Below are 16,846 nucleotides of genomic sequence, written 5' to 3'. Positions count from 1 at the left end.
ACGGCTCCTATGGTGCGGGCGGGGACGAGCAGCCGCGCTCGAAGAAGGTCTCCAGCGAGACGGTCGCCTGAGTACCGCTCACCCCGTCGATGGCGTACAGGCGCCTGAGGACGTCCTGGAGTTGCCCGGTCGTCCCCGTGCGCACTTTCACCAGGACCGAGGCGCTGCCCGCGATGACGTGGGCCTCCTCGATCTCAGGTATCGCGGCGAACGCCCCGGCCGATTCGCCCATCCACGCCGACGAGTCGACCATCACGAAGGCCAGCACACCGAGGCCCAGCGCCCTGGGGTCCACATCGACCGTCGTACGGCGGATGACTCCGCGCTCGCGCAGCTTGCGGACGCGTTCGTGGGCGGCACCGGCCGAGAGGCCGACCGCCTTGCCGAGGGCGGCGTACGCCTGCCCGGCGTCCTGCTGCAACAGGGCCAGCAGAGCACGGTCGACGGCGTCCAGGCGATCCACGTTGTCCACAGGCATGCCGCAACCATATCCCGTTCTGCCATAATCGAATCACTCCGAACAATGTTCAGCTTTCGACGGGGGTATGTGAATCATGTCTGCTGAAATCGAGGGTGGACGGTATGAGATCCTGGACAAGCGGTTCCGCACCGGACGTTGTGTGTTCGGGGACACCCGCCTGGAGCAGCTCCACGGAGACTGCCGCTGAGCCGAGGGGCCGGTCTATCTGCCCGCCTGGCGCCAGCTGATCTGGAGCGACATCCCCAACGACCGCATGCTGCGCTGGGACGAGACGACCGGCACGGTCGGCGTCTTCCGCTCCCCCGCCGGCCACAGCAACGGCAACACGCTGGACCGCGAGGGTCGTCTGGTCAGCTGCGAGCAGGGCAATCGGCGGGTCACCCGTACCGAGCACGACGGCTCGGTCACGGTCCTGGCCGACCGCTACCAGGGAAGGCGGCTCAATTCCCCGAACGACGCGGTGGTGCGCTCCGACGGCTCGATCTGGTTCTCCGACCCGGACTTCGGCATCACCAGTGACTACGAGGGCTATCGCGCCGAGAGCGAGATCGGCGCGTGCAACGTCTACCGGGTCGACCCGGTGGACGGCGAGGTACGACTGGTGGCCGACGGCTTCTCGGGGCCCAACGGCCTGGTGTTCTCGCTGGACGAGACCCGGCTGTACGTGTCGGACAGCCGCGCCGGGCACATCCGCGTCCTCGAAGTCCGGGACGACGGTGGCCGCCTCACCGGCGACAAGGTCTTCGCGGAGGCGTCACGCGGCAGCTTCGACAACATCCGCTTCGACGACGAAGGACGTCTGTGGGCCGCCGCCCTGCAGGACGGCGTCCACTGCTACGACCCGGACGGCACCCTGCTCGGCCGGCTCCTGGTGCCGGAGCCGGTGTCGAATCTGACCTTCGGCGGCCCGAAGAACAACAGGCTGTTCATCACCGCGACGACATCGCTGTACTCGCTGGTCGTGTCGGTGACCGGGACGGACCGGCTCCCTCCCCGGACATCCTGACACCGGCCGGCGGGTCGATGCGGGGCGCTTCGGGGAAGGATGGATGACGGCGCGTTGATCGTCCGAGCCATGGGGGCAGCATGAGCCTGACGGGTCAGATCCTTCCGCTCGCCGGTGTCGTCATCGGCGCGGCGCTGTCCTTCCTGGTGACGGGTCTGAACGAACGGACGAGGTGGCGGCGGCAGCAGGCGGTGCGCTGGGACGAGGCCCGGCTGGCCGCGTATGTGGAGTACGCCCACGCCGTCAAGGAGCTCGCCGCCCGCTACCAGCGCATCGCGGTCGGACGGGGACTGACCGCGGGTTCGTTACCGCTGGAGCTGACCGGCGAGGTCCTGGACGGGATACGGGCGGCCGACTCTCACCGGTCGGCGCTCTCGGACAAGCTGGAGCTGCTGGGCGACACCGCGGCGAACACCGCCGCGAAGCGGCTCAACCACTGCCTCTGGCACCTCGAGTACCTGGCCCAGGGCCTGCCCACCGCCGGCGGGCAGGGCTGGGACCAGGCCTATGCGGAGTTCCGGGCCGCCCGGCGGCAGTACCTGGACCACGCCCGGGCCAGCCTCGGGGTGGCCGGTCCCGCTGTGGGCGAGGCCGCCGCCTGGCCTCCGGCATGGCGCACCGACGGATCACCGGCCGGATAGCCCACCCAGGAAGCCGGTGAGCAGGTCGTTGACCTCATCGGGGCGCTCCAGCGACGGCAGGTGTCCGGCCCAGGGCAGTTCGACGCGGTGTGCGCCGGGGATACCGTCGGCGAGCAGGGCGCCCATGGTGCGGAAGTCGTCCACGTCGTGCGTTCCGGTGACGACGAGGGTGGGCGCCTGAACGGGAGCGGGGTCGAACGACGGGTCGGCCGCGTCGTCCGTGGCCGCCGCCGGCGCTTCCTCGCCCGACGCGGCATGCCCGGCCGCCGCCTCCTTGGCCGCGTAGTAGGCGGCGAGCTGGACCTCGAACGCATGCCGCTGCATGCCCCGTACGCGCTCACGCACCAGCTCGTCCGCCTCGGGGCCGAGCCATGTGTCCACATTCAGCTCGACGGCGCCATCGACGTCGTCCGCCTCGAGCAGGGCGTTCTCGCGCTTGCCGAAGTCCTTCAGCGCCGGGCCAGGTTCATACCCGGGCAGCCCCGCGCAGAGCAGCACCAGAGCGCTCACCCGCTCGGGATTGCGGGCGGCGAGCTCCACGGCGACCCTTCCGCCGTGGGAGGCCCCGACCAGGGCCGCGCGCTCGATGCCGAGCTCGTCCAGCAGAGCCAGTACGTCGTCGGCGTCCTCATACGGCCGCACCGCCTCGGCCGGGGTCTCGCCGAAGCCGCGGAAGTCGCAGCGCACCACCTGGTGACCGGCGTCGGCCAGCACCTTCCACTGGGCGTCCCACATCCGCCGGTCGCAGACGGACGAATGCAGGAGCACCACCGCGGGGCCGTGCCCCGCCACATCGTGAGTAAGAGTCATCGGCTCCAACTCTAGAAGAGTCGATCACCAGCGTCATGTGACATCTCGACCGCGCCCGCCCGGCGGCGTCCGATGGCCCCCCTCCCGGCCATCCCTGCCGACTTGAACATGTTCAAGAGCAGGTCTACAGTCCATGACAACAACCTTTTGAACACGTTCAAGGGAGGGTGGGGCATGGACCTCACTGTGCTCGCGTATGCCGTCTACCTGCTGATCAGCGTGGCGCTCACCATCTGGGTGGCCCGCACCCTCAGCCGCAACGGACGGATCTTTCTCGCCGACGTACTGAAGGGGAACGAGAAGCTCGCCGACGCCGTCAACCACCTGTTGGTGGTCGGGTTCTACCTGGTCAACCTGGGCTTCGTCGCCCTCTATCTGAACCAGGACAGCACCGTCACGACCGCCCGCGGGGTCTTCGAGGCACTCTCGGTCAAGCTCGGCGTCGTGCTGCTGGTGCTCGGAGTGATGCACCTGGGCAACGTCTATGTCCTCAACAAGATCCGCAGGCGCGGGATGATGGAGCGTGAGCAGACCCCGCCCGTCCCGCCGCAGGGCTGGACCGGAACGGACGGTACGGGTCCCTGGGCCGCGCCTGTCGCGGGAGCGTGACCGGGACCATGGGCGGCGTACCGGTGAAGCGGCTCACGGTTCTCTACGACGCGCAGTGCTCGCTCTGCGTCCATCTGCGGCACTGGCTGATGCGGCAACGGCAGCTGATCCCGCTGGATCTGGTGCCCGCCGCGTCGGACGAGGCCCGGCGCCGCTTCCCCGGGCTCGACCATGAGAGCACCCTGCGGGAGATCACCGTGGTAGGGGACCGCGGGCAGGTGTACCGGTCGACCGCCGCGTGGATCGTCTGCCTCTGGGCCCTCGCCGAGCACCGGCCGAAGGCCCACTGGCTGGCGACCCCGGCGGGCGCTCCCTTCGCCCGGGTCACCGTGCTGGCCGCCGCGAAGTACCGGGAGGCCACCGCGGCTCCCTGCGCGGACGGGCAGTGCGAGGTGCCCGGCACACCCCGTTAGGCTCGGACATCGTGACCCATGCGAACGACCCCCAGGACGAGAAGCGCGGCAAGCCCGTGGTGAAACCGGTCAAGAGTGAGCAGACCCGGACGCTCATCCTTGAAACCGCCATGCGGCTCTTCCAGGAGCGTGGGTACGACAAGACCACCATGCGGGCCATCGCCAAGGAAGCCGGAGTCTCGGTCGGCAACGCCTACTACTACTTCGACTCGAAGGCGTCCCTGATCACCGGCTTCTACGACCGGATGACCCGCGAGCACGCCGCCGTGACGAAGGAACGCCTCCGGGGCATCGACGACTTCGAGGAGCGCCTCGAAGTCGCGGTGTCAGCCTGGGTCGACTGCGCGCGCCCGTACCACGAGTTCGCGGCCCAGTTCTTCAGCACGGCGGCGGACCCGGAAAGCCCCCTGAGCCCCTTCTCGGACGAGTCCCACCCCGCTCGCGCACAGGCGGTGCAGATCTTCCGGGAGGTGCTGGGGGGCTCGAAGGTGGGCGCGAAGCTGGACGCGGAGCTGAGCGACCTGCTGCCGGATCTCCTGTGGCTGTATCTCATGGGAGTGGTCCTGTACTGGGTGTTCGACCGGAGCGAGGACGCGGAGCGCACCCTGGCCTTCGTGCACAAGTGCACTCCGCTCGTGGCCCGCGCGGTCAGGCTTTCCCGCTTCAAGATCGTCCGCCCGCTGGTGCGTGACGCTGTGGAGCTGATGCAGGAGTTCGTGGTGCCGAAGGTGCGCAGCGGCGTGGCCAAGTAGCGAAATGTTTCGCTCTGCGGCATACGCTCCTTTTCATGGTTGAGCATCGCTTGGTCGACGTGAACGGGATCCGGCTGCACATCGCCGAGCAGGGCGAGGGCCCGCTGGTAGTGCTCCTGCACGGCTTCCCCGAGTCATGGCATTCCTGGCGCCACCAGTTCGGCCCCCTGGCGGACGCGGGCTTCCGGGTGGTCGCCCCGGACCAGCGGGGGTACGGGCGCAGTGACCATCCCGCCGACGTCGGGGCGTACACCATCTTCCACCTGGTCGGTGACGTGGTCGGTCTGGTCCAGGCCCTGGGGGAGAAGAAGGCGTACGTCGTGGGCCACGACTGGGGAGCGCCGGTCGCCTGGCACACCGCGCTGCTGCGTCCGGACATGGTGCTCGGGGTGGCCGGCCTGAGCGTGGCGCCCTCGTTCCGCGGACCGGTGCCTCCGCTGGCCGCCATGGAGGAGAAGTTCGGCGGCCGCTTCTACTGGAACTACTTCAACCTTCCGGGCGTCGCCGACGCCGAGTTCGCGAGGGACCCGCGCACCACGCTGCGGAAGTTCCTCTACTCGGCCTCCGGCGACTCCCCCGGCGGGACCAAGCAGCCGCTGGTCGACCTCGACCGGGGCTGGCTCGCGGAGATGCCCGACCCCGAAGTGCTGCCGCCGTGGCTGACCGAGGACGACCTCGACGCGCTCACCGAGAGCTTCTCGCAGGGTTTCACCGGCGCGCTCAACTGGTACCGCAACCTCGACCGCAACTGGGAACTCACCGCACCGTGGCAGGGCGCCCTCGTCACCAGGCCCGCCCTCTACGTCTACGGCGACCGCGACCCCGTTCCCGCGTTTCCCGGAATGCCCGAACTCATCGAGCGTCTCCCCGCGCTGATGCCGAACCTGCAGAGCAAACCCCTCAAGCTCGCCGGGTGCGGACACTGGACCCAGCAGGAACGCCCGGCCGAGGTGAGCGAGGCACTCGTCGAATTCCTCCGCACATGTTCCGGTTCCTGATCCTGATCCTGAGGCGACCTTCGTCCAGACCTGCCCCGGCCCCGCCGTTCCAGGCCTGTCGTCAGGCCCCTCGCCGGCCGCGATCCCGGTGGCGAGGCGTTCGGCCGCGCCAGCGGATCGCGTGCTTGAGGGGAAACGTCAGAAGCCAGGTGTACAGCGCCACTTGAGGGGCGACGGCGAACGCCACCACCACGGACGCCGCACAGACCAGTGCCACCGACCCCTGCTCCGTGACGACGGTCCAGCCCACACGGTCGGGAATGGGCCGGGCCTGCAGGTGCTCACGCCTCCAGACACTGGTGAACAGCGCGAGGTGCAGCAGGCTGAGCAGCGCGATGGCGGCCGCGTAGGCGGACACGGCGAGCGGTTCCTCGCTGCCGTACTCGGAGAGCAGCGCGGTGGGGAACGGCAGCAGCGCGGCCGCGCCCAGGCCTGCCAGGGTCAGCCGGATGGTGAAAGTGTCGACACGACGTACCCGCTGGAGGATCTGGCGCTGGTCGCGCCAGAAGGCGCCGAGTACGGCGAAACTGAGGGCGTAGGCGGCGAGCTGGGGCCAGACCTGACCCATCTCGTGCCGGAAGCCCGCCGCGTCCAGGCCCCCGGGGACGGAGACGTCGAGGACCAGGAGCGTCATGGCGATCGCGTAGATCCCGTCGGACAGGGCGGCCAGTCGCACGGGGCTCTCCATGTGCGCGGGCTCGCCGGCGTCCGCCGTGCTTTCCGTGCCGATCACACCCATGACCGCACCGTAGACCGCTCACGCGCCTTGTCCCCGCGCCGGACCGTCCTGCCGGGTGCACATCGCCGCGAAAGGATCAGCCCCCATGATCCGTCTGTATGACAACGAGTGCGGAGCCGGCCGACCGCCGGCTGCCCTGTCGTCGAACGTGATGGCGTCCCGTGTTCTCGCTCCCGTGACCGTGGCCACGGTCCCGAGGTCTCAGGCCTGGCGGGAGGCCAGCTCCACAACGGTGATGTCGGACGGCGCGCCGACGCGGACGGGTGGGCCCCAGGCCCCCGCGCCGCGCGAGACGTAGAGCTGGGTGTCGCCGTAGCGTTCCAGGCCCGCGACGGTCGGGTTGGCCAGTTCGGCGATGAAGTTGCCCGGCCAGAGCTGGCCACCGTGGGTGTGGCCGGAGAGCTGGAGGTCCACGCCGTGCCGTACCGCGTCGTGGATCACGATGGGCTGGTGGGCGAGCAGCACCGAGGCACGGGAGCGGTCGCGGTCCCCGAGTGCGCGGGCGAAGTCGGGGCCATGGCCCTCGCGCTCGCCCGCCACGTCGTCCACGCCCGCGAGGTCGAATGCCGCGAGCTCGGCGCGGTCGTTGCGCAGCGGGGTGAGTCCGAGCTCGCGGACATGGTCGACCCAGGCGTCGGCGCCCGAGAAGTACTCGTGGTTGCCGGTGACGAAGAAAGCCCCGTCGCGTGCCCTGAGCTGTGCCAGGGGCTCGGCGGCCCGGCCGAGATCGGCGACGCTGCCGTCGACCAGATCGCCGACGACGGCCACAACATCGGGCTGGGTGGCGTTGATCGTGTCCACGATCCGCTGGCTGTGGGCGCGGCCGAGGACCGGCCCGAGGTGGATGTCGCTGACGACGGCGATCCGGTAGCCGTGCGCCCCGCGGGCCAGCTTGGCGAGCGGCACGGTGACCCTCTTCACCCGGGGCCCGCGCAGCACGCCGTACGTCCCGTAGCCGACGGTCCCCGCGGCGGCGGCCACCGCCGCACCGCCCGCGGCGCGCGCGACGAACAGCCGCCGCGTCAGCTCCCCGGAGGAGGCGGGCCGGCGACCCACCGGGTCCGCCGCGTCGGTGACGGTCCCGTCAGCGGTCTCGTTCGCCGCCGTGCCCGGGGGTGCGGCTTCCGGGAGCACGGCGGTCGGGGCCGTCGCCCCGGCGCCCTGGGCGACCGCGGTGGCAGGGGCCTCGGCGGCCATCGTCACGACCACCGCCCCGGCGTCGGCTGAGGCCGCGTCAGCCCTGCGCTCCAGCCACCGCCGCAGCAGCGGCCGTACACCCTCCGCGACCACCAGGGCGAGCGTCAGATACAGCAGCACCGCGAGCCACAGGTAGCCGGGCCAGGCCAGCACCTGCTGGAGCCAGAACGGGGCGCCCGCCCGTCCGGAGGTCAACGCCCCCACGGAGAGCAGCGGCAGGAGCACCACGGCCGCGGTGCCGGCGTGACGTACGGCACTGCCCGGCGCCGTCGTGTCGCGGACCAGTCGCCGCCACACGTACCCGTGCACGCCCACGAGCAGGGCGAGGACCAGGACGATCACCAGCAGGACCACCAGCACGACAGCGCTCCCCCTCACCCGTGGTTCTCGGGGCCGCGGCGCAAGGCGCGCAGACCACGCAACCCGATGACCCCGATCGCCGTCCCCAGGAGAAAGGACGTGATGGCGAGCAGTAGATGGACCCAGAAGTACGCAGTCGGGTCACCCGCGTCGTCAAAGGCGAGCCCGCTGGCGTCCTGCCACAGGTTCTTGACGAAAGTGACCCAGATGACCCAGCTCCACACCCCGAACGCGAGCAGGAACCAGGAGACGGGGCGGCTGAGCTTCATGGAGTCAGTATCACCGCTGTCCGCCACACCGGTGCGGCGGGGTCCGGTGGATGGGCTGTCCTGGCGGAGCTCGCGGCGGGTCATCCCACCGGTGTCAGATTCTCTGACTAGTCCATGTACTTTCTCGATCGTGTCTGCTTTGAAAAAGACCGCTTTGACGGTCATCGCCGCCGCTTTGCTGCCTTCGATCACCGCCGCACCCGCCCTGGCGGCCACCTCAGGAACCAGAGCAGCGGCCGGCGCGAACCATGCGAACAAAACGGACGCCAAGGCACCGAACCCTCCCGCGCAGATGTCCACGGTCGGCGGCTCTCAGCTCGGCATTCCGGGCACCCAGGTCAACCTGGGTGCCGGCGCCCCGGTGCTCCCCAAGGACCTCTCCGCCCGCTCCTGGATCGTCGCGGACGCGGAGAGCGGCGCGGTGCTCGCCTCCCACAACGCCCACTGGCGGCTCGCGCCCGCCTCCACGCTGAAGATGCTGTTCGCGGACACGCTCCTGCCCCGGATGAACAAGGACGACGTGCGCACGGTCACGCGTGCGGACCTCATGGGCGTCGGCGAGGGCAGCAGCCTCGTCGGGGTCAAGGAGAACCAGAGCTACAGCGTCCACGACCTCTGGCTCGGCGTGTTCCTCCGTTCGGGCAACGACGCCGTCCACGTGCTCTCCTCGATGAACGGCGGCGTCGAGCAGACCGTCCAGGACATGCAGGACCACGCGGAGGAACTCCAGGCGTTGGACACCCATGTGGTCACCCCGGACGGCTACGACGAGACGGGGCAGGTGTCGAGCGCGTACGACCTGACGCTGATCGCCCGCAGCGGCCTCCAGAAGAAGGACTTCCGGGAGTACTGCTCGACGGTGCGCGCCCAGTTCCCCGGCGAGCAGAAGCCCGGCAAGAAGCGCGAGACGTTCGAGATCCAGAACACCAACCGGCTGCTCACCGGGGCCTCCGGGGTTTCCCCCTACCAGGGCATCGCCGGAGTCAAGAACGGCAACACCACGCACGCGGGCTCGACCTTCACCGGCGTCGCGGAGCGGAACGGAAAGGTGCTGCTGGTGACGGTGATGAACCCGTCGTCGAAGGAGCCCCAGGCCGTCTACAAGGAAACCGCCCGCCTGCTCGACTGGGGTTTCACCGCGGCCGGAAAGGTGGAGCCGGTCGGCGAGCTGGTCGCCCCCCGGTCCGCCAACACCGGCCCCTCGGGCGGCTCTGAGGCGTCGTCGGGCGGAGACGGTGAGGACGAGGGCACCGTCAGCGGCGCCAAGGAAAGCCCGAAGAACGGCTCCGGTCCGCAGCACGCGTCCGCCGCTGCCCACGAGGGCTCCAGCGGCGTCGGGATCGCGCTCTCCATCACCGGCGGCGTACTGGTGCTGCTGGCCGGTGGGGTGTTCCTGGTCAACCGGCGCTGGCCGCTGCCGGAGCTGGTCCGCCGTCTCCCTCGTCGCTAGAGCCTGTCCGGGCGGACTCCTGGGCGGCGGCCCCCGCGCTTCCGGTCGCCGTCCAGGACGCGCAGTACAGCAGCAGCTTCGCGGTGAAGTTCATCCACAGCAGCAGGGCCACCGGCACCCCGAAGGCGCCGTACATCGACTTCGACGCGACGCCCGAGATATAGCCGCTGAGCAGCAGCTTGAGGAGCTCGAAGCCGACCGCGCCGAGCAGTGCGGCGACGATCAGCCTGCGGCGTGGCGGCTGCACGGAGGGCAGCAGGGTCAGGGCGTAGAGCAGCATCAGGAAGTCGGCGAGCACGGCGATGGCGAGGGCACAGGTCTGGAGCAGGACCCCGCCCGCCCCGGCGCGGTCGATGCCGAGCCGGTCGGCGCTCCAGCCGAGCGCGGTGGAGCCGAGTGCGGAAGCGGCGAACGAGGCCAGGACCACGGCTCCGAAGCCGAGCAGCACAAGGGCGTCCTTGGCCTTGCGCACGATGGGGTTGCCCTCGTCGGTGTCGTCGAGCTGCCAGACAGCGCGCAGGCAGTCGCGCATCGACCCGATCCAGCTCACGCCGGTGAGCAGCAGCAGCGCACCGGCGATCAGCCCGATCGTGCCGGCGTGGGCGACGAGACCCTCGATGTCGAGCTGGTCGGAGATCCCCGGCACCTGGTCGGTGAGCCTCTTCTCCAGGTCCTTGAGCTGGCTGTCGCTGAGCAGCGCCGCGCCGACCGCCGCGGCCACGGTGATCAGCGGGAAGAGGGACAGGAAACTGATGAAGGTGATCGCGGCGGCGAGCCGGGTCCAGTGCACCCGGTCGAGCCGCTCGTAGGTGCGCCAGGCGTGGGTCTTCATCAGGCGCTGTACGAGCGGTCCGATGACGGGGAGTCGGGTCAGCCAGTCCATGCCGTACGCCTGCCCTTCTGAGCGGGAACGATCCATCCATGAACCTGGATGTCAGATGCCCGCCACGGCCATGCCGTACATCGCCAGCCAGACGAGCCCGATGACGGCCAGCGGCCGGTCCCGGAGGACGACCTCCTCGGGGGCACCGGCCGCGCCCCGGTCGGCGAAGACCGCGTACCGCAGCACGGCCAGGGTGAAGGCGATCATCGAGAGCTGGCGCCAGGGCAGCACCGAGCCGCCCGCGGCACCGCCGCCGGACTCCAGTGCCCACAGGCAGTAGCCGAGGACGGCGACCCCGGCCGCCAGTTGCCAGACGAAGCGCAGATAGCTGGTGGTGTAGGAGGTGAGCAGCGCCCGGGTCGCCCCGCCCGAGTCCGCCATCCGCACGGCCTCCGAGTAGCGTTTGGCCGCGACCATGAACAGCGCCCCGAACCCCGCGGTGATCAGGAACCACCGGGACAGCGGGATGGACAGCGCCACCCCGCCGATCATGGCGCGCATCAGGAATCCGGTGGTGACCACGGCCAGGTCCACGACGAGCACGTGCTTGAGCCGTACGCAGTAGGCGAGCTGCATCGCGATGTACGCGCTCAGCAGCCCGGCGGACAGCGCGTCGCACAGGGCCACGGCCGCGCCGATCGTGGCGAGCGTCAGCAGGGTCCCCGCGGCGTAGGCGACGGATACCGGAACCTCGCCCGCCGCCACGGGGCGGTGGCACTTCACCGGATGGGCGCGGTCGGCTTCGGCATCACGCGCATCGTTGATCAGATAGACCGACGAGGCGGCGGTGGTGAAGAGAACGAAGACGAGGGCCAGTTGGGCGGCGGTGTGCCAGGAAGCCAGGTCACCGGCCGCCGCGGGGGCCGCGGCCACCAGAATGTTCTTGATCCACTGGCGTGGGCGGGCCGTCCTGACCAGGCCGGTGAGCATGACGCCGGGATGGCGGCGGGCGGGGGCGGACTCGGTGGCGTCCGGGCGTTCCGGACGCCGTTCCGGCTGGTCCAGGACGGCGGTGCTGGGCTCAGCCATGACTGTCGCTCCCGCAACAGGCGTCGGCCGCGGCCCGCAGCCAGCCCGCGCCCAGACGTGCCGTCAGGCCGCCGAGCAGTGCTCCAGCGGCCACGTCGGTCGGGTAGTGGACCCCGACGACCAGCCGGGACACACAGATCGCGGCGGCCAGCGGTGGCACAAGCCGTCCTCCCGCCGGGCGCAGGGCGCCGAAGACGACGGTGGCCGCTGCCGCGGCGGTGGCGTGCGAGCTGGGGAAGGAGTGCCTGCCCAGGGTCTTCACCAGCGGCTCGAGCCGGGGCAGCCGGGGACGCGGGCGGCGTACCACGCGTTTGACGCCCATGCTCGCCAGATGGGCGGCGCCCACCAGCGCGGTACCGCGCAGCCAGCCCTGGCGGCGTTCCCGGTCGGCCGCCGCGCACACCAGACCCGCCGCGAGCCACACCGCGCCGTGCTCGCCGCCGTGCGAGAGGGCGCGGGCCGTGGCGGCCACCCGTGGGTCCCGTCCGCAGTCGCGCAGGGCCGCCAGCAGACGGCGGTCGGCGTGCTCCCAGTTGACGTGTCGCATATGGGCGACTCTTCTCAACTAGAGGCCGTCATTCGCGGCACATCTTTAATGACACTCGTTTAATCACCCATTTCGGCGAGTCAGGCGAGTCAGCCGAGTCAGCCGACAGATCCGGGCAAATTCACTTATAAGGGGCGCTAGCGTCCGGGTATGTCCGCTGACCGCCCCACCGACTCCCGCACCGTCGCCGCCGACACCCCGGCGAGCCCCGTCACCGTGACCGGCTGGGGCCGCACCGCCCCGTCCGCGGCGCGGAGGCTCGTCCGGCCCCGCAACCACGAGGAGACGGCGGCGGCGGTACGGCGCTGCGGCGCCCGCGGCGCCATCGCGCGCGGACTGGGCCGGGCGTACGGCGACGCCGCGCAGAACGCGGGGGGCGCCGTACTCGACATGACCGGCCTCGACCGGATCCGCGCCATCGACGCCGAGGCCGGCATCGTGGTGTGCGACGCGGGTGTCAGCCTGCACCACCTGATGGAGGTGCTGCTGCCGCTCGGCTGGTTCGTCCCGGTGACGCCCGGCACCCGCTATGTGACCGTCGGCGGGGCCATCGGCGCCGACATCCACGGCAAGAACCACCATGCCTCCGGTTCCTTCTCCCGCCATGTGCGCTCGCTGCAACTGCTCACCGCCGACGGCGAGGTGCGCACCACCCTGCCCGGCACGGAGCTGTTCGACGCGACGGCGGGCGGCATGGGCCTGACCGGGGTGATCCTGTCCGCCACGATCGGGCTGCACCCCGTCGAGTCCTCCCTGATGTCCGTCGACACGGAACGGGCCCCGGACCTGGACGAGCTGATGGCCCGGCTCACCGCCGGAGACGACCGCTACCGCTACTCGGTGGCCTGGATCGACCTGCTCGCGCGAGGCGGATCGACCGGGCGTGCGGTGCTCACCCGCGGGGACCACGCCCCGCTCGAGGCCCTCCCGCCGCGTGCCCTGCGGCGGCCCCTGGAGTTCCGGCCGCGCCCGCTCCCGGGCGCCCCCGGATTCGCAGGACTCGCAGGACTCGCCGGACTCGCACCGGACTTCGTGCCGAGAGGGCTCATCGGGCGTACGTCGGTGTCCTGCTTCAACGACCTCTGGTACCGCAGGGCGCCGCGTGCGCGCGCCGGTGAACTCCAGTCGGTCTCCGCCTTCTTCCACCCGCTGGACGGCGTACCGCACTGGAACAGGGTGTACGGGCGCAGCGGCTTCGTGCAGTACCAGTTCGTGGTCGGGTTCGGTCAGGAGGAGGCACTGCACCGGATCGTGCGGCGTATCGCACGGCATCGCTGCCCCTCGTTCCTCGCCGTGCTCAAACGGTTCGGCGCGGCCGATCCGGGCTGGCTGTCGTTCCCCATGTCCGGCTGGACGCTCGCGCTGGACGTCCCGGCCGGGCTGCCGGGTCTCGGCCCCCTGCTCGACGCGCTGGACGAGGACGTGGCGGAGGCCGGTGGACGGGTGTACCTGGCGAAGGACTCCCGGCTGCGTCCCGAACTGCTGACGGCGATGTACCCGGAGGTGCAGCGTTTCCGGGCGCTGCGCGCCGAGCTCGATCCGCGCGGGGTGTTCGTCTCGGATCTGTCCCGCCGCCTGTCCCTGTGACGTCCGCCGTGATCGAAGCCTGATCGAAGCCCCATCGGAGAAGGAGCACTTCATGAAGGACGCCTTCGGAGCACCCCAGTCCCTGCTCGTCCTCGGCGGCACATCCGAGATCGGTATGGCCACCGCGCGCCGGCTGGTGGCGCGGCGTGCGCGCACGGTGTGGCTGGCCGGGCGGCCGTCCCCCGCCCTGGACGAGGCCGCAGACGCCCTCCGGGTCCTGGGCGCGGAGGTGCGTACCGTCCCCTTCGACGCCCTCGAACCCGCCCGGCACGAGGAGGTGCTCGGCAAGGTCTTCGCCGAAGGCGACATCGACGTGGTTCTGCTCGCCTTCGGTGTCCTCGGTGACCAGGCACGGGACGAGGCCCAGCCGCTCTCGGCGGTCCGGGTCGCCCAGACCAACTACACCGGCGCGGTCTCCGCCGGCCTGGTGTGCGCGGCGGCCCTCCAGGCCCAGGGGCACGGCTCGCTGGTCGTGCTGTCGTCCGTGGCCGGCGAGCGGGCCAGGCGAGCCAATTTCATCTACGGGTCGTCAAAGGCCGGCCTGGACGCCTTCGCCCAGGGTCTCGGCGACGCGCTGCACGGGACCGGCGTGCACGTGATGGTGGTCAGGCCGGGCTTCGTACGGTCGAAGATGACGGCCGGGCTGCCTCAGGCTCCGCTGTCCACCACTCCGGATGTGGTCGCTCTGGCCATCGAGACGGGGCTGCGGCGGCGGGCCGAGACCGTATGGGTGCCGGGGCAGCTGCGGGTGGTGATGTCGGCGCTGCGGCATGTGCCACGAGCGGTGTTCCGGAGGCTACCGGTCTGAGTGACCCGCGGGGCGCATCCGCCCCGTACGGCGACGGGCTCCCGCCCCGGGTCTGTGCCCGGTGCGGGAGCCTCGTCACTCCGCGGTGGGTCAGGAAGTCAGGCCAGGGTCCCCCGGCGGGGGGACGGTGACCGTGGGGCCGACGACGATGAACGTGTCCGTCGGACCGGCGGGACCGGTGTCCCCGGTCGGCCCGGTGGCCCCGGTCGGCCCGGTCGCCCCGGTCGGCCCGGTCGGTCCGGTGGCCCCGGTCGGACCAGTCGCCCCGGTGGCCCCGGTCAGACCGGTGGCCCCGGTCGCCCCGGTGGACCCGGTGGCCCCGGTGGTTCCGGTCGGGCCGGTGGGTCCGGTCGGACCCGTTGGTCCCGTTGATCCCGTCGCACCGGTCGCACCGGTCGCACCGCCCTTGGGGCCGTTCGGCTTGCACCTGTCGGCCCCGTCGCTCAGGCTCACGCCGTTCGGCCAGGGCTTGTTGTCGCACCCGTCCCTGCCGTCCCGGCCTTGCCCGGGATTCTCCGCACCGGCCGCAGCGGGGGCGCCGGGCCTCTGCACGGCGGTGGCCACGGGCATCGCGGTTCCCATGAGGACGAGCGCGAGGGAGGCGATCGCGCCGCCGGTCTGCCATGCGCCCCAACGGGGCAGGGGTCCCAGCAGTCTGGATGGCGGCGGTGTGTGGTGAGCGGTCATACGTGTCTCCTGTCATCAGGGAGCGGCCGTCGGGCCCCGTGCGGACCCGGACGGGGGCACTGTCGCTAAGGCGTGGTCTCAGGGGCGCACACCGCGTAAGGCGTGAAGGTGATGGGCTCGTCGCCCTCGTTGGTCAGGGACACCTGCCAGGCGTCGCCGACCGGCTTGCTGGTGAAGTCGCTCGGCGGGGGCCCGCTGATCTCGTGTCCGCCGCCGGTGATGACGCTGTCAACCGGGCACTCGGCGAGGGACGAGGCGGGGATGTCCCCGATCGCGACACCGAACGGGTTGCCGCCCACGCCGACGGTGTCCGTCACGGTGTTGGTCGTGGTGTTGATCACGGACACGTTGCTCGACTGGTAGTTGGTGACGTAGACGAACCCGCCGTCGGGGGTGACGGCCACTTGGACGGGGTTGTTGTTGACGGAAACAGTGGTGGTGACCGTCTCGGTGGCGGTATCGATCACCGAGACGTTGCCCGGGTTACCCAGGTCGGGAACGTAGGCCGTGGCGCCGTCAGGGGTGAAGGCCACGTCGCGGGGGTCGGTGGTGGGAATCGGGATGTTGTTGGTGACCGTGTTGGTCGTGGTGGAGATCACCGTCACCTGGTCCGAGTCCTGGACGGCGACCCAGACCTCGCTGCCGTCCGGCGAGACCGCCAGCCCGATGGGGGTGGTACCGACCGGGATGGTGGTGGTGACCGTGTTGGTGGCGATGTCGATCACCGCGACACTGCCACTGCCGACGTTGCTGACGTAGGCGGTGTCACCGTCCGGGGTGATCGCCACGTCCACGAGGTTTCCGCCGACGGCGATGGTGGCGGTGACGGTGTTGGTGGTGGTGTCGATCACCGCCACATCGCCCGAGGTCTCGTTGGCGACGTAGACCAGGGTGCCGTCCGGGGTGACCGCGAGCCCGCCCGGTCCGCCGCCGACGCCGAGGACGGTGGCGACGACGTCGTGAGTGAACGTGTCGATCACCGACACCGTGCCGCCGAGGAGGTTGCTGACATAGGCGCGGGTGCGGTCCGGGGAGAGGGCCACACCCGTGGGGAAGTCTCCGACGTTGATGGTGTCGACAAGCGTGTTGGAGCTGGTGTCGATCACCGACACGGTGTCCGAGCCCTGGTTGGCCACGAAGGCATAGGTGCCGGACTGCGCCGCCGCGGGAGCGGCCAGGGCGAGCGGGGCCGTCAACCCCGCCACCACGGCCACTCCCGCGGCGAAGGACCGCAGGCGCAGCCACCACGAGCGCCCGTGCCCATCTTCCCTTCCTGGGGCGGGTGCCCGTGGAGGCACCCGCAGCACTGCGATACGCGACATGAAGACCTCCCACGTGCACACCGAGGTGTGTGTTCGAGTCTGAGGGTCCCGGCAGCTCGTGGACCCGGAGCGGGTCCGGGCTCGCCGGTTCGACTGCGACGCTAAGCACCGGCAATGGGCAGATAATCATCCGACATTCCCAATGGGGCCGGATGAGCGACAACCCAGGCCGGGCCGCAGGACCATTCAGGGGAACGGGACCGGGCATACATCCGACCTGACCAGGTCGCGGTCAGACGACGGCCCCGGATCCTCGTC

General features: G+C 70.8%; 18 protein-coding genes and 1 pseudogene. 9 read left to right on the top strand and 10 right to left on the bottom strand.

Translation table 11 applies throughout. The features are described from left to right. Positions 1 to 7: 7 nt before the first annotated feature. On the bottom strand, positions 8 to 454 hold the full coding sequence (locus ACFV6V_RS22375; protein ID WP_385567828.1) for an Lrp/AsnC family transcriptional regulator: 447 nt from the start codon (positions 452 to 454) through the stop codon (positions 8 to 10). A gap of 100 nt (positions 455 to 554) precedes the next feature. Here ACFV6V_RS22375 and ACFV6V_RS22370 point away from each other — a divergent pair. Together ACFV6V_RS22370 and ACFV6V_RS22365 are read left to right on the top strand one after the other, a co-directional pair. After that, positions 555 to 1,487 (top strand): annotated as a pseudogene (locus ACFV6V_RS22370) (SMP-30/gluconolactonase/LRE family protein). 80 nt (positions 1,488 to 1,567) lie between these two features. After that, entirely contained in the window at positions 1,568 to 2,128 is a 561-nt protein-coding gene (locus tag ACFV6V_RS22365) for a hypothetical protein (protein WP_385567708.1), read from the top strand. On the opposite strand, the gene ACFV6V_RS22360 is transcribed toward ACFV6V_RS22365, so the two are convergent. Beyond that, entirely contained in the window at positions 2,114 to 2,938 is an 825-nt protein-coding gene (locus ACFV6V_RS22360; protein WP_385567706.1) for an alpha/beta fold hydrolase, read from the bottom strand. The genes ACFV6V_RS22365 and ACFV6V_RS22360 overlap by 15 nt on opposite strands. A 174-nt stretch (positions 2,939 to 3,112) precedes the next feature. Between ACFV6V_RS22360 and ACFV6V_RS22355 the strand changes: the two genes are divergently transcribed. Genes ACFV6V_RS22355 through ACFV6V_RS22340 form a run of 4 tightly spaced genes read left to right on the top strand, consistent with a single transcriptional unit; the run spans position 3,113 to position 5,710 of the window. Next, positions 3,113 to 3,547 (top strand): hypothetical protein, encoded by a 435-nt coding sequence (locus ACFV6V_RS22355; RefSeq protein ID WP_385567703.1) that lies wholly within the window; start codon positions 3,113 to 3,115, stop codon positions 3,545 to 3,547. 8 nt (positions 3,548 to 3,555) lie between these two features. Beyond that, on the top strand, positions 3,556 to 3,960 hold the full coding sequence (locus ACFV6V_RS22350) for a thiol-disulfide oxidoreductase DCC family protein (protein WP_385567826.1): 405 nt from the start codon (positions 3,556 to 3,558) through the stop codon (positions 3,958 to 3,960). An 11-nt stretch (positions 3,961 to 3,971) separates the two neighbouring features. Beyond that, positions 3,972 to 4,712 carry a TetR family transcriptional regulator gene (locus ACFV6V_RS22345; RefSeq protein WP_385567700.1) on the top strand — a complete coding sequence of 247 codons (741 nt, stop codon included), beginning with the start codon at positions 3,972 to 3,974 and terminating at the stop codon, positions 4,710 to 4,712. A 35-nt stretch (positions 4,713 to 4,747) separates the two neighbouring features. Next, complete coding sequence (locus ACFV6V_RS22340; protein WP_385567698.1) at positions 4,748 to 5,710, top strand: alpha/beta fold hydrolase; 963 nt, start codon at positions 4,748 to 4,750, stop codon at positions 5,708 to 5,710. Between the two features lie 61 nt (positions 5,711 to 5,771). Here the strand turns inward: ACFV6V_RS22340 and ACFV6V_RS22335 are convergent, their stop codons facing one another. From ACFV6V_RS22335 to ACFV6V_RS22325, 3 genes are all read right to left on the bottom strand, one after another. Next, positions 5,772 to 6,443, bottom strand: a complete 672-nt coding sequence (locus tag ACFV6V_RS22335; protein WP_385567824.1) for a TMEM175 family protein — start codon at positions 6,441 to 6,443, stop codon at positions 5,772 to 5,774. 207 nt (positions 6,444 to 6,650) lie between these two features. Further along, positions 6,651 to 8,006 carry a metallophosphoesterase gene (locus tag ACFV6V_RS22330; protein WP_385567695.1) on the bottom strand — a complete coding sequence of 452 codons (1,356 nt, stop codon included), beginning with the start codon at positions 8,004 to 8,006 and terminating at the stop codon, positions 6,651 to 6,653. A gap of 14 nt (positions 8,007 to 8,020) precedes the next feature. Next, positions 8,021 to 8,275: an SCO4848 family membrane protein gene (locus ACFV6V_RS22325; RefSeq protein ID WP_385567692.1), complete on the bottom strand. Its 255-nt coding sequence runs from the start codon at positions 8,273 to 8,275 to the stop codon at positions 8,021 to 8,023. Positions 8,276 to 8,405: 130 nt separating this feature from the next. On the opposite strand from ACFV6V_RS22325, the gene ACFV6V_RS22320 reads away from it, so the two are divergent. Next, entirely contained in the window at positions 8,406 to 9,725 is a 1,320-nt protein-coding gene (locus tag ACFV6V_RS22320; protein ID WP_385567690.1) for a D-alanyl-D-alanine carboxypeptidase family protein, read from the top strand. Here ACFV6V_RS22320 and ACFV6V_RS22315 read toward each other — a convergent pair. From ACFV6V_RS22315 to ACFV6V_RS22305, 3 genes are read right to left on the bottom strand one after another with little or no spacing between them, the layout of a single operon-like run. Further along, positions 9,673 to 10,608 carry a YihY/virulence factor BrkB family protein gene (locus tag ACFV6V_RS22315; protein ID WP_385567687.1) on the bottom strand — a complete coding sequence of 312 codons (936 nt, stop codon included), beginning with the start codon at positions 10,606 to 10,608 and terminating at the stop codon, positions 9,673 to 9,675. The two genes, ACFV6V_RS22320 and ACFV6V_RS22315, sit on opposite strands and share 53 nt — an antisense overlap. 51 nt (positions 10,609 to 10,659) lie before the next feature. Then, complete coding sequence (locus ACFV6V_RS22310; protein WP_385567685.1) at positions 10,660 to 11,637, bottom strand: decaprenyl-phosphate phosphoribosyltransferase; 978 nt, start codon at positions 11,635 to 11,637, stop codon at positions 10,660 to 10,662. Beyond that, positions 11,630 to 12,184, bottom strand: coding sequence for a phosphatase PAP2 family protein (locus ACFV6V_RS22305; RefSeq protein WP_385567682.1), 555 nt, complete (start codon positions 12,182 to 12,184; stop codon positions 11,630 to 11,632). The genes ACFV6V_RS22310 and ACFV6V_RS22305 overlap by 8 nt, the downstream gene beginning before the upstream one ends. 150 nt (positions 12,185 to 12,334) lie before the next feature. Here ACFV6V_RS22305 and ACFV6V_RS22300 point away from each other — a divergent pair, with 150 nt between their 5' ends. Then, positions 12,335 to 13,771: an FAD-binding protein gene (locus ACFV6V_RS22300; protein WP_385567678.1), complete on the top strand. Its 1,437-nt coding sequence runs from the start codon at positions 12,335 to 12,337 to the stop codon at positions 13,769 to 13,771. A 52-nt stretch (positions 13,772 to 13,823) separates the two neighbouring features. After that, positions 13,824 to 14,579, top strand: coding sequence for a decaprenylphospho-beta-D-erythro-pentofuranosid-2-ulose 2-reductase (locus tag ACFV6V_RS22295; protein ID WP_385567676.1), 756 nt, complete (start codon positions 13,824 to 13,826; stop codon positions 14,577 to 14,579). Between the two features lie 90 nt (positions 14,580 to 14,669). Here ACFV6V_RS22295 and ACFV6V_RS22290 read toward each other — a convergent pair whose 3' ends face one another. Beyond that, a complete protein-coding gene (locus tag ACFV6V_RS22290; protein WP_385567673.1) occupies positions 14,670 to 15,266 on the bottom strand; it encodes a hypothetical protein in 597 nt (198 codons plus the stop codon). A 65-nt stretch (positions 15,267 to 15,331) separates the two neighbouring features. Continuing rightward, on the bottom strand, positions 15,332 to 16,588 hold the full coding sequence (locus tag ACFV6V_RS22285) for a beta-propeller fold lactonase family protein (RefSeq protein WP_385567671.1): 1,257 nt from the start codon (positions 16,586 to 16,588) through the stop codon (positions 15,332 to 15,334). Between the last annotated feature and the right edge of the window lie 258 nt (positions 16,589 to 16,846).

Source organism: Streptomyces sp. NPDC059828, from assembly GCF_042731955.1.
GTDB lineage: Bacteria > Actinomycetota > Actinomycetes > Streptomycetales > Streptomycetaceae > Streptomyces.
Note: the sequence above shows the minus strand (reverse complement) of the source record. Positions and strands in the feature narration are given on the sequence as shown.

What these genes read in the sequence shown, in the direction of transcription:
- ACFV6V_RS22365 (WP_385567708.1), top strand. Translation starts at nt 1,568, where the DNA reads ATGAGCCTGACGGGTCAGATCCTTCCGCTCGCCGGTGTCGTCATCGGC.
- ACFV6V_RS22360 (WP_385567706.1), bottom strand. Translation starts at nt 2,938, where the DNA reads ATGACTCTTACTCACGATGTGGCGGGGCACGGCCCCGCGGTGGTGCTC.
- ACFV6V_RS22355 (WP_385567703.1), top strand. Translation starts at nt 3,113, where the DNA reads ATGGACCTCACTGTGCTCGCGTATGCCGTCTACCTGCTGATCAGCGTG.
- ACFV6V_RS22350 (WP_385567826.1), top strand. Translation starts at nt 3,556, where the DNA reads ATGGGCGGCGTACCGGTGAAGCGGCTCACGGTTCTCTACGACGCGCAG.
- ACFV6V_RS22340 (WP_385567698.1), top strand. Translation starts at nt 4,748, where the DNA reads ATGGTTGAGCATCGCTTGGTCGACGTGAACGGGATCCGGCTGCACATC.
- ACFV6V_RS22325 (WP_385567692.1), bottom strand. Translation starts at nt 8,275, where the DNA reads ATGAAGCTCAGCCGCCCCGTCTCCTGGTTCCTGCTCGCGTTCGGGGTG.
- ACFV6V_RS22315 (WP_385567687.1), bottom strand. Translation starts at nt 10,608, where the DNA reads ATGGACTGGCTGACCCGACTCCCCGTCATCGGACCGCTCGTACAGCGC.
- ACFV6V_RS22310 (WP_385567685.1), bottom strand. Translation starts at nt 11,637, where the DNA reads ATGGCTGAGCCCAGCACCGCCGTCCTGGACCAGCCGGAACGGCGTCCG.
- ACFV6V_RS22305 (WP_385567682.1), bottom strand. Translation starts at nt 12,184, where the DNA reads ATGCGACACGTCAACTGGGAGCACGCCGACCGCCGTCTGCTGGCGGCC.
- ACFV6V_RS22300 (WP_385567678.1), top strand. Translation starts at nt 12,335, where the DNA reads ATGTCCGCTGACCGCCCCACCGACTCCCGCACCGTCGCCGCCGACACC.
- ACFV6V_RS22295 (WP_385567676.1), top strand. Translation starts at nt 13,824, where the DNA reads ATGAAGGACGCCTTCGGAGCACCCCAGTCCCTGCTCGTCCTCGGCGGC.
- ACFV6V_RS22290 (WP_385567673.1), bottom strand. Translation starts at nt 15,266, where the DNA reads ATGACCGCTCACCACACACCGCCGCCATCCAGACTGCTGGGACCCCTG.
- ACFV6V_RS22285 (WP_385567671.1), bottom strand. Translation starts at nt 16,588, where the DNA reads ATGTCGCGTATCGCAGTGCTGCGGGTGCCTCCACGGGCACCCGCCCCA.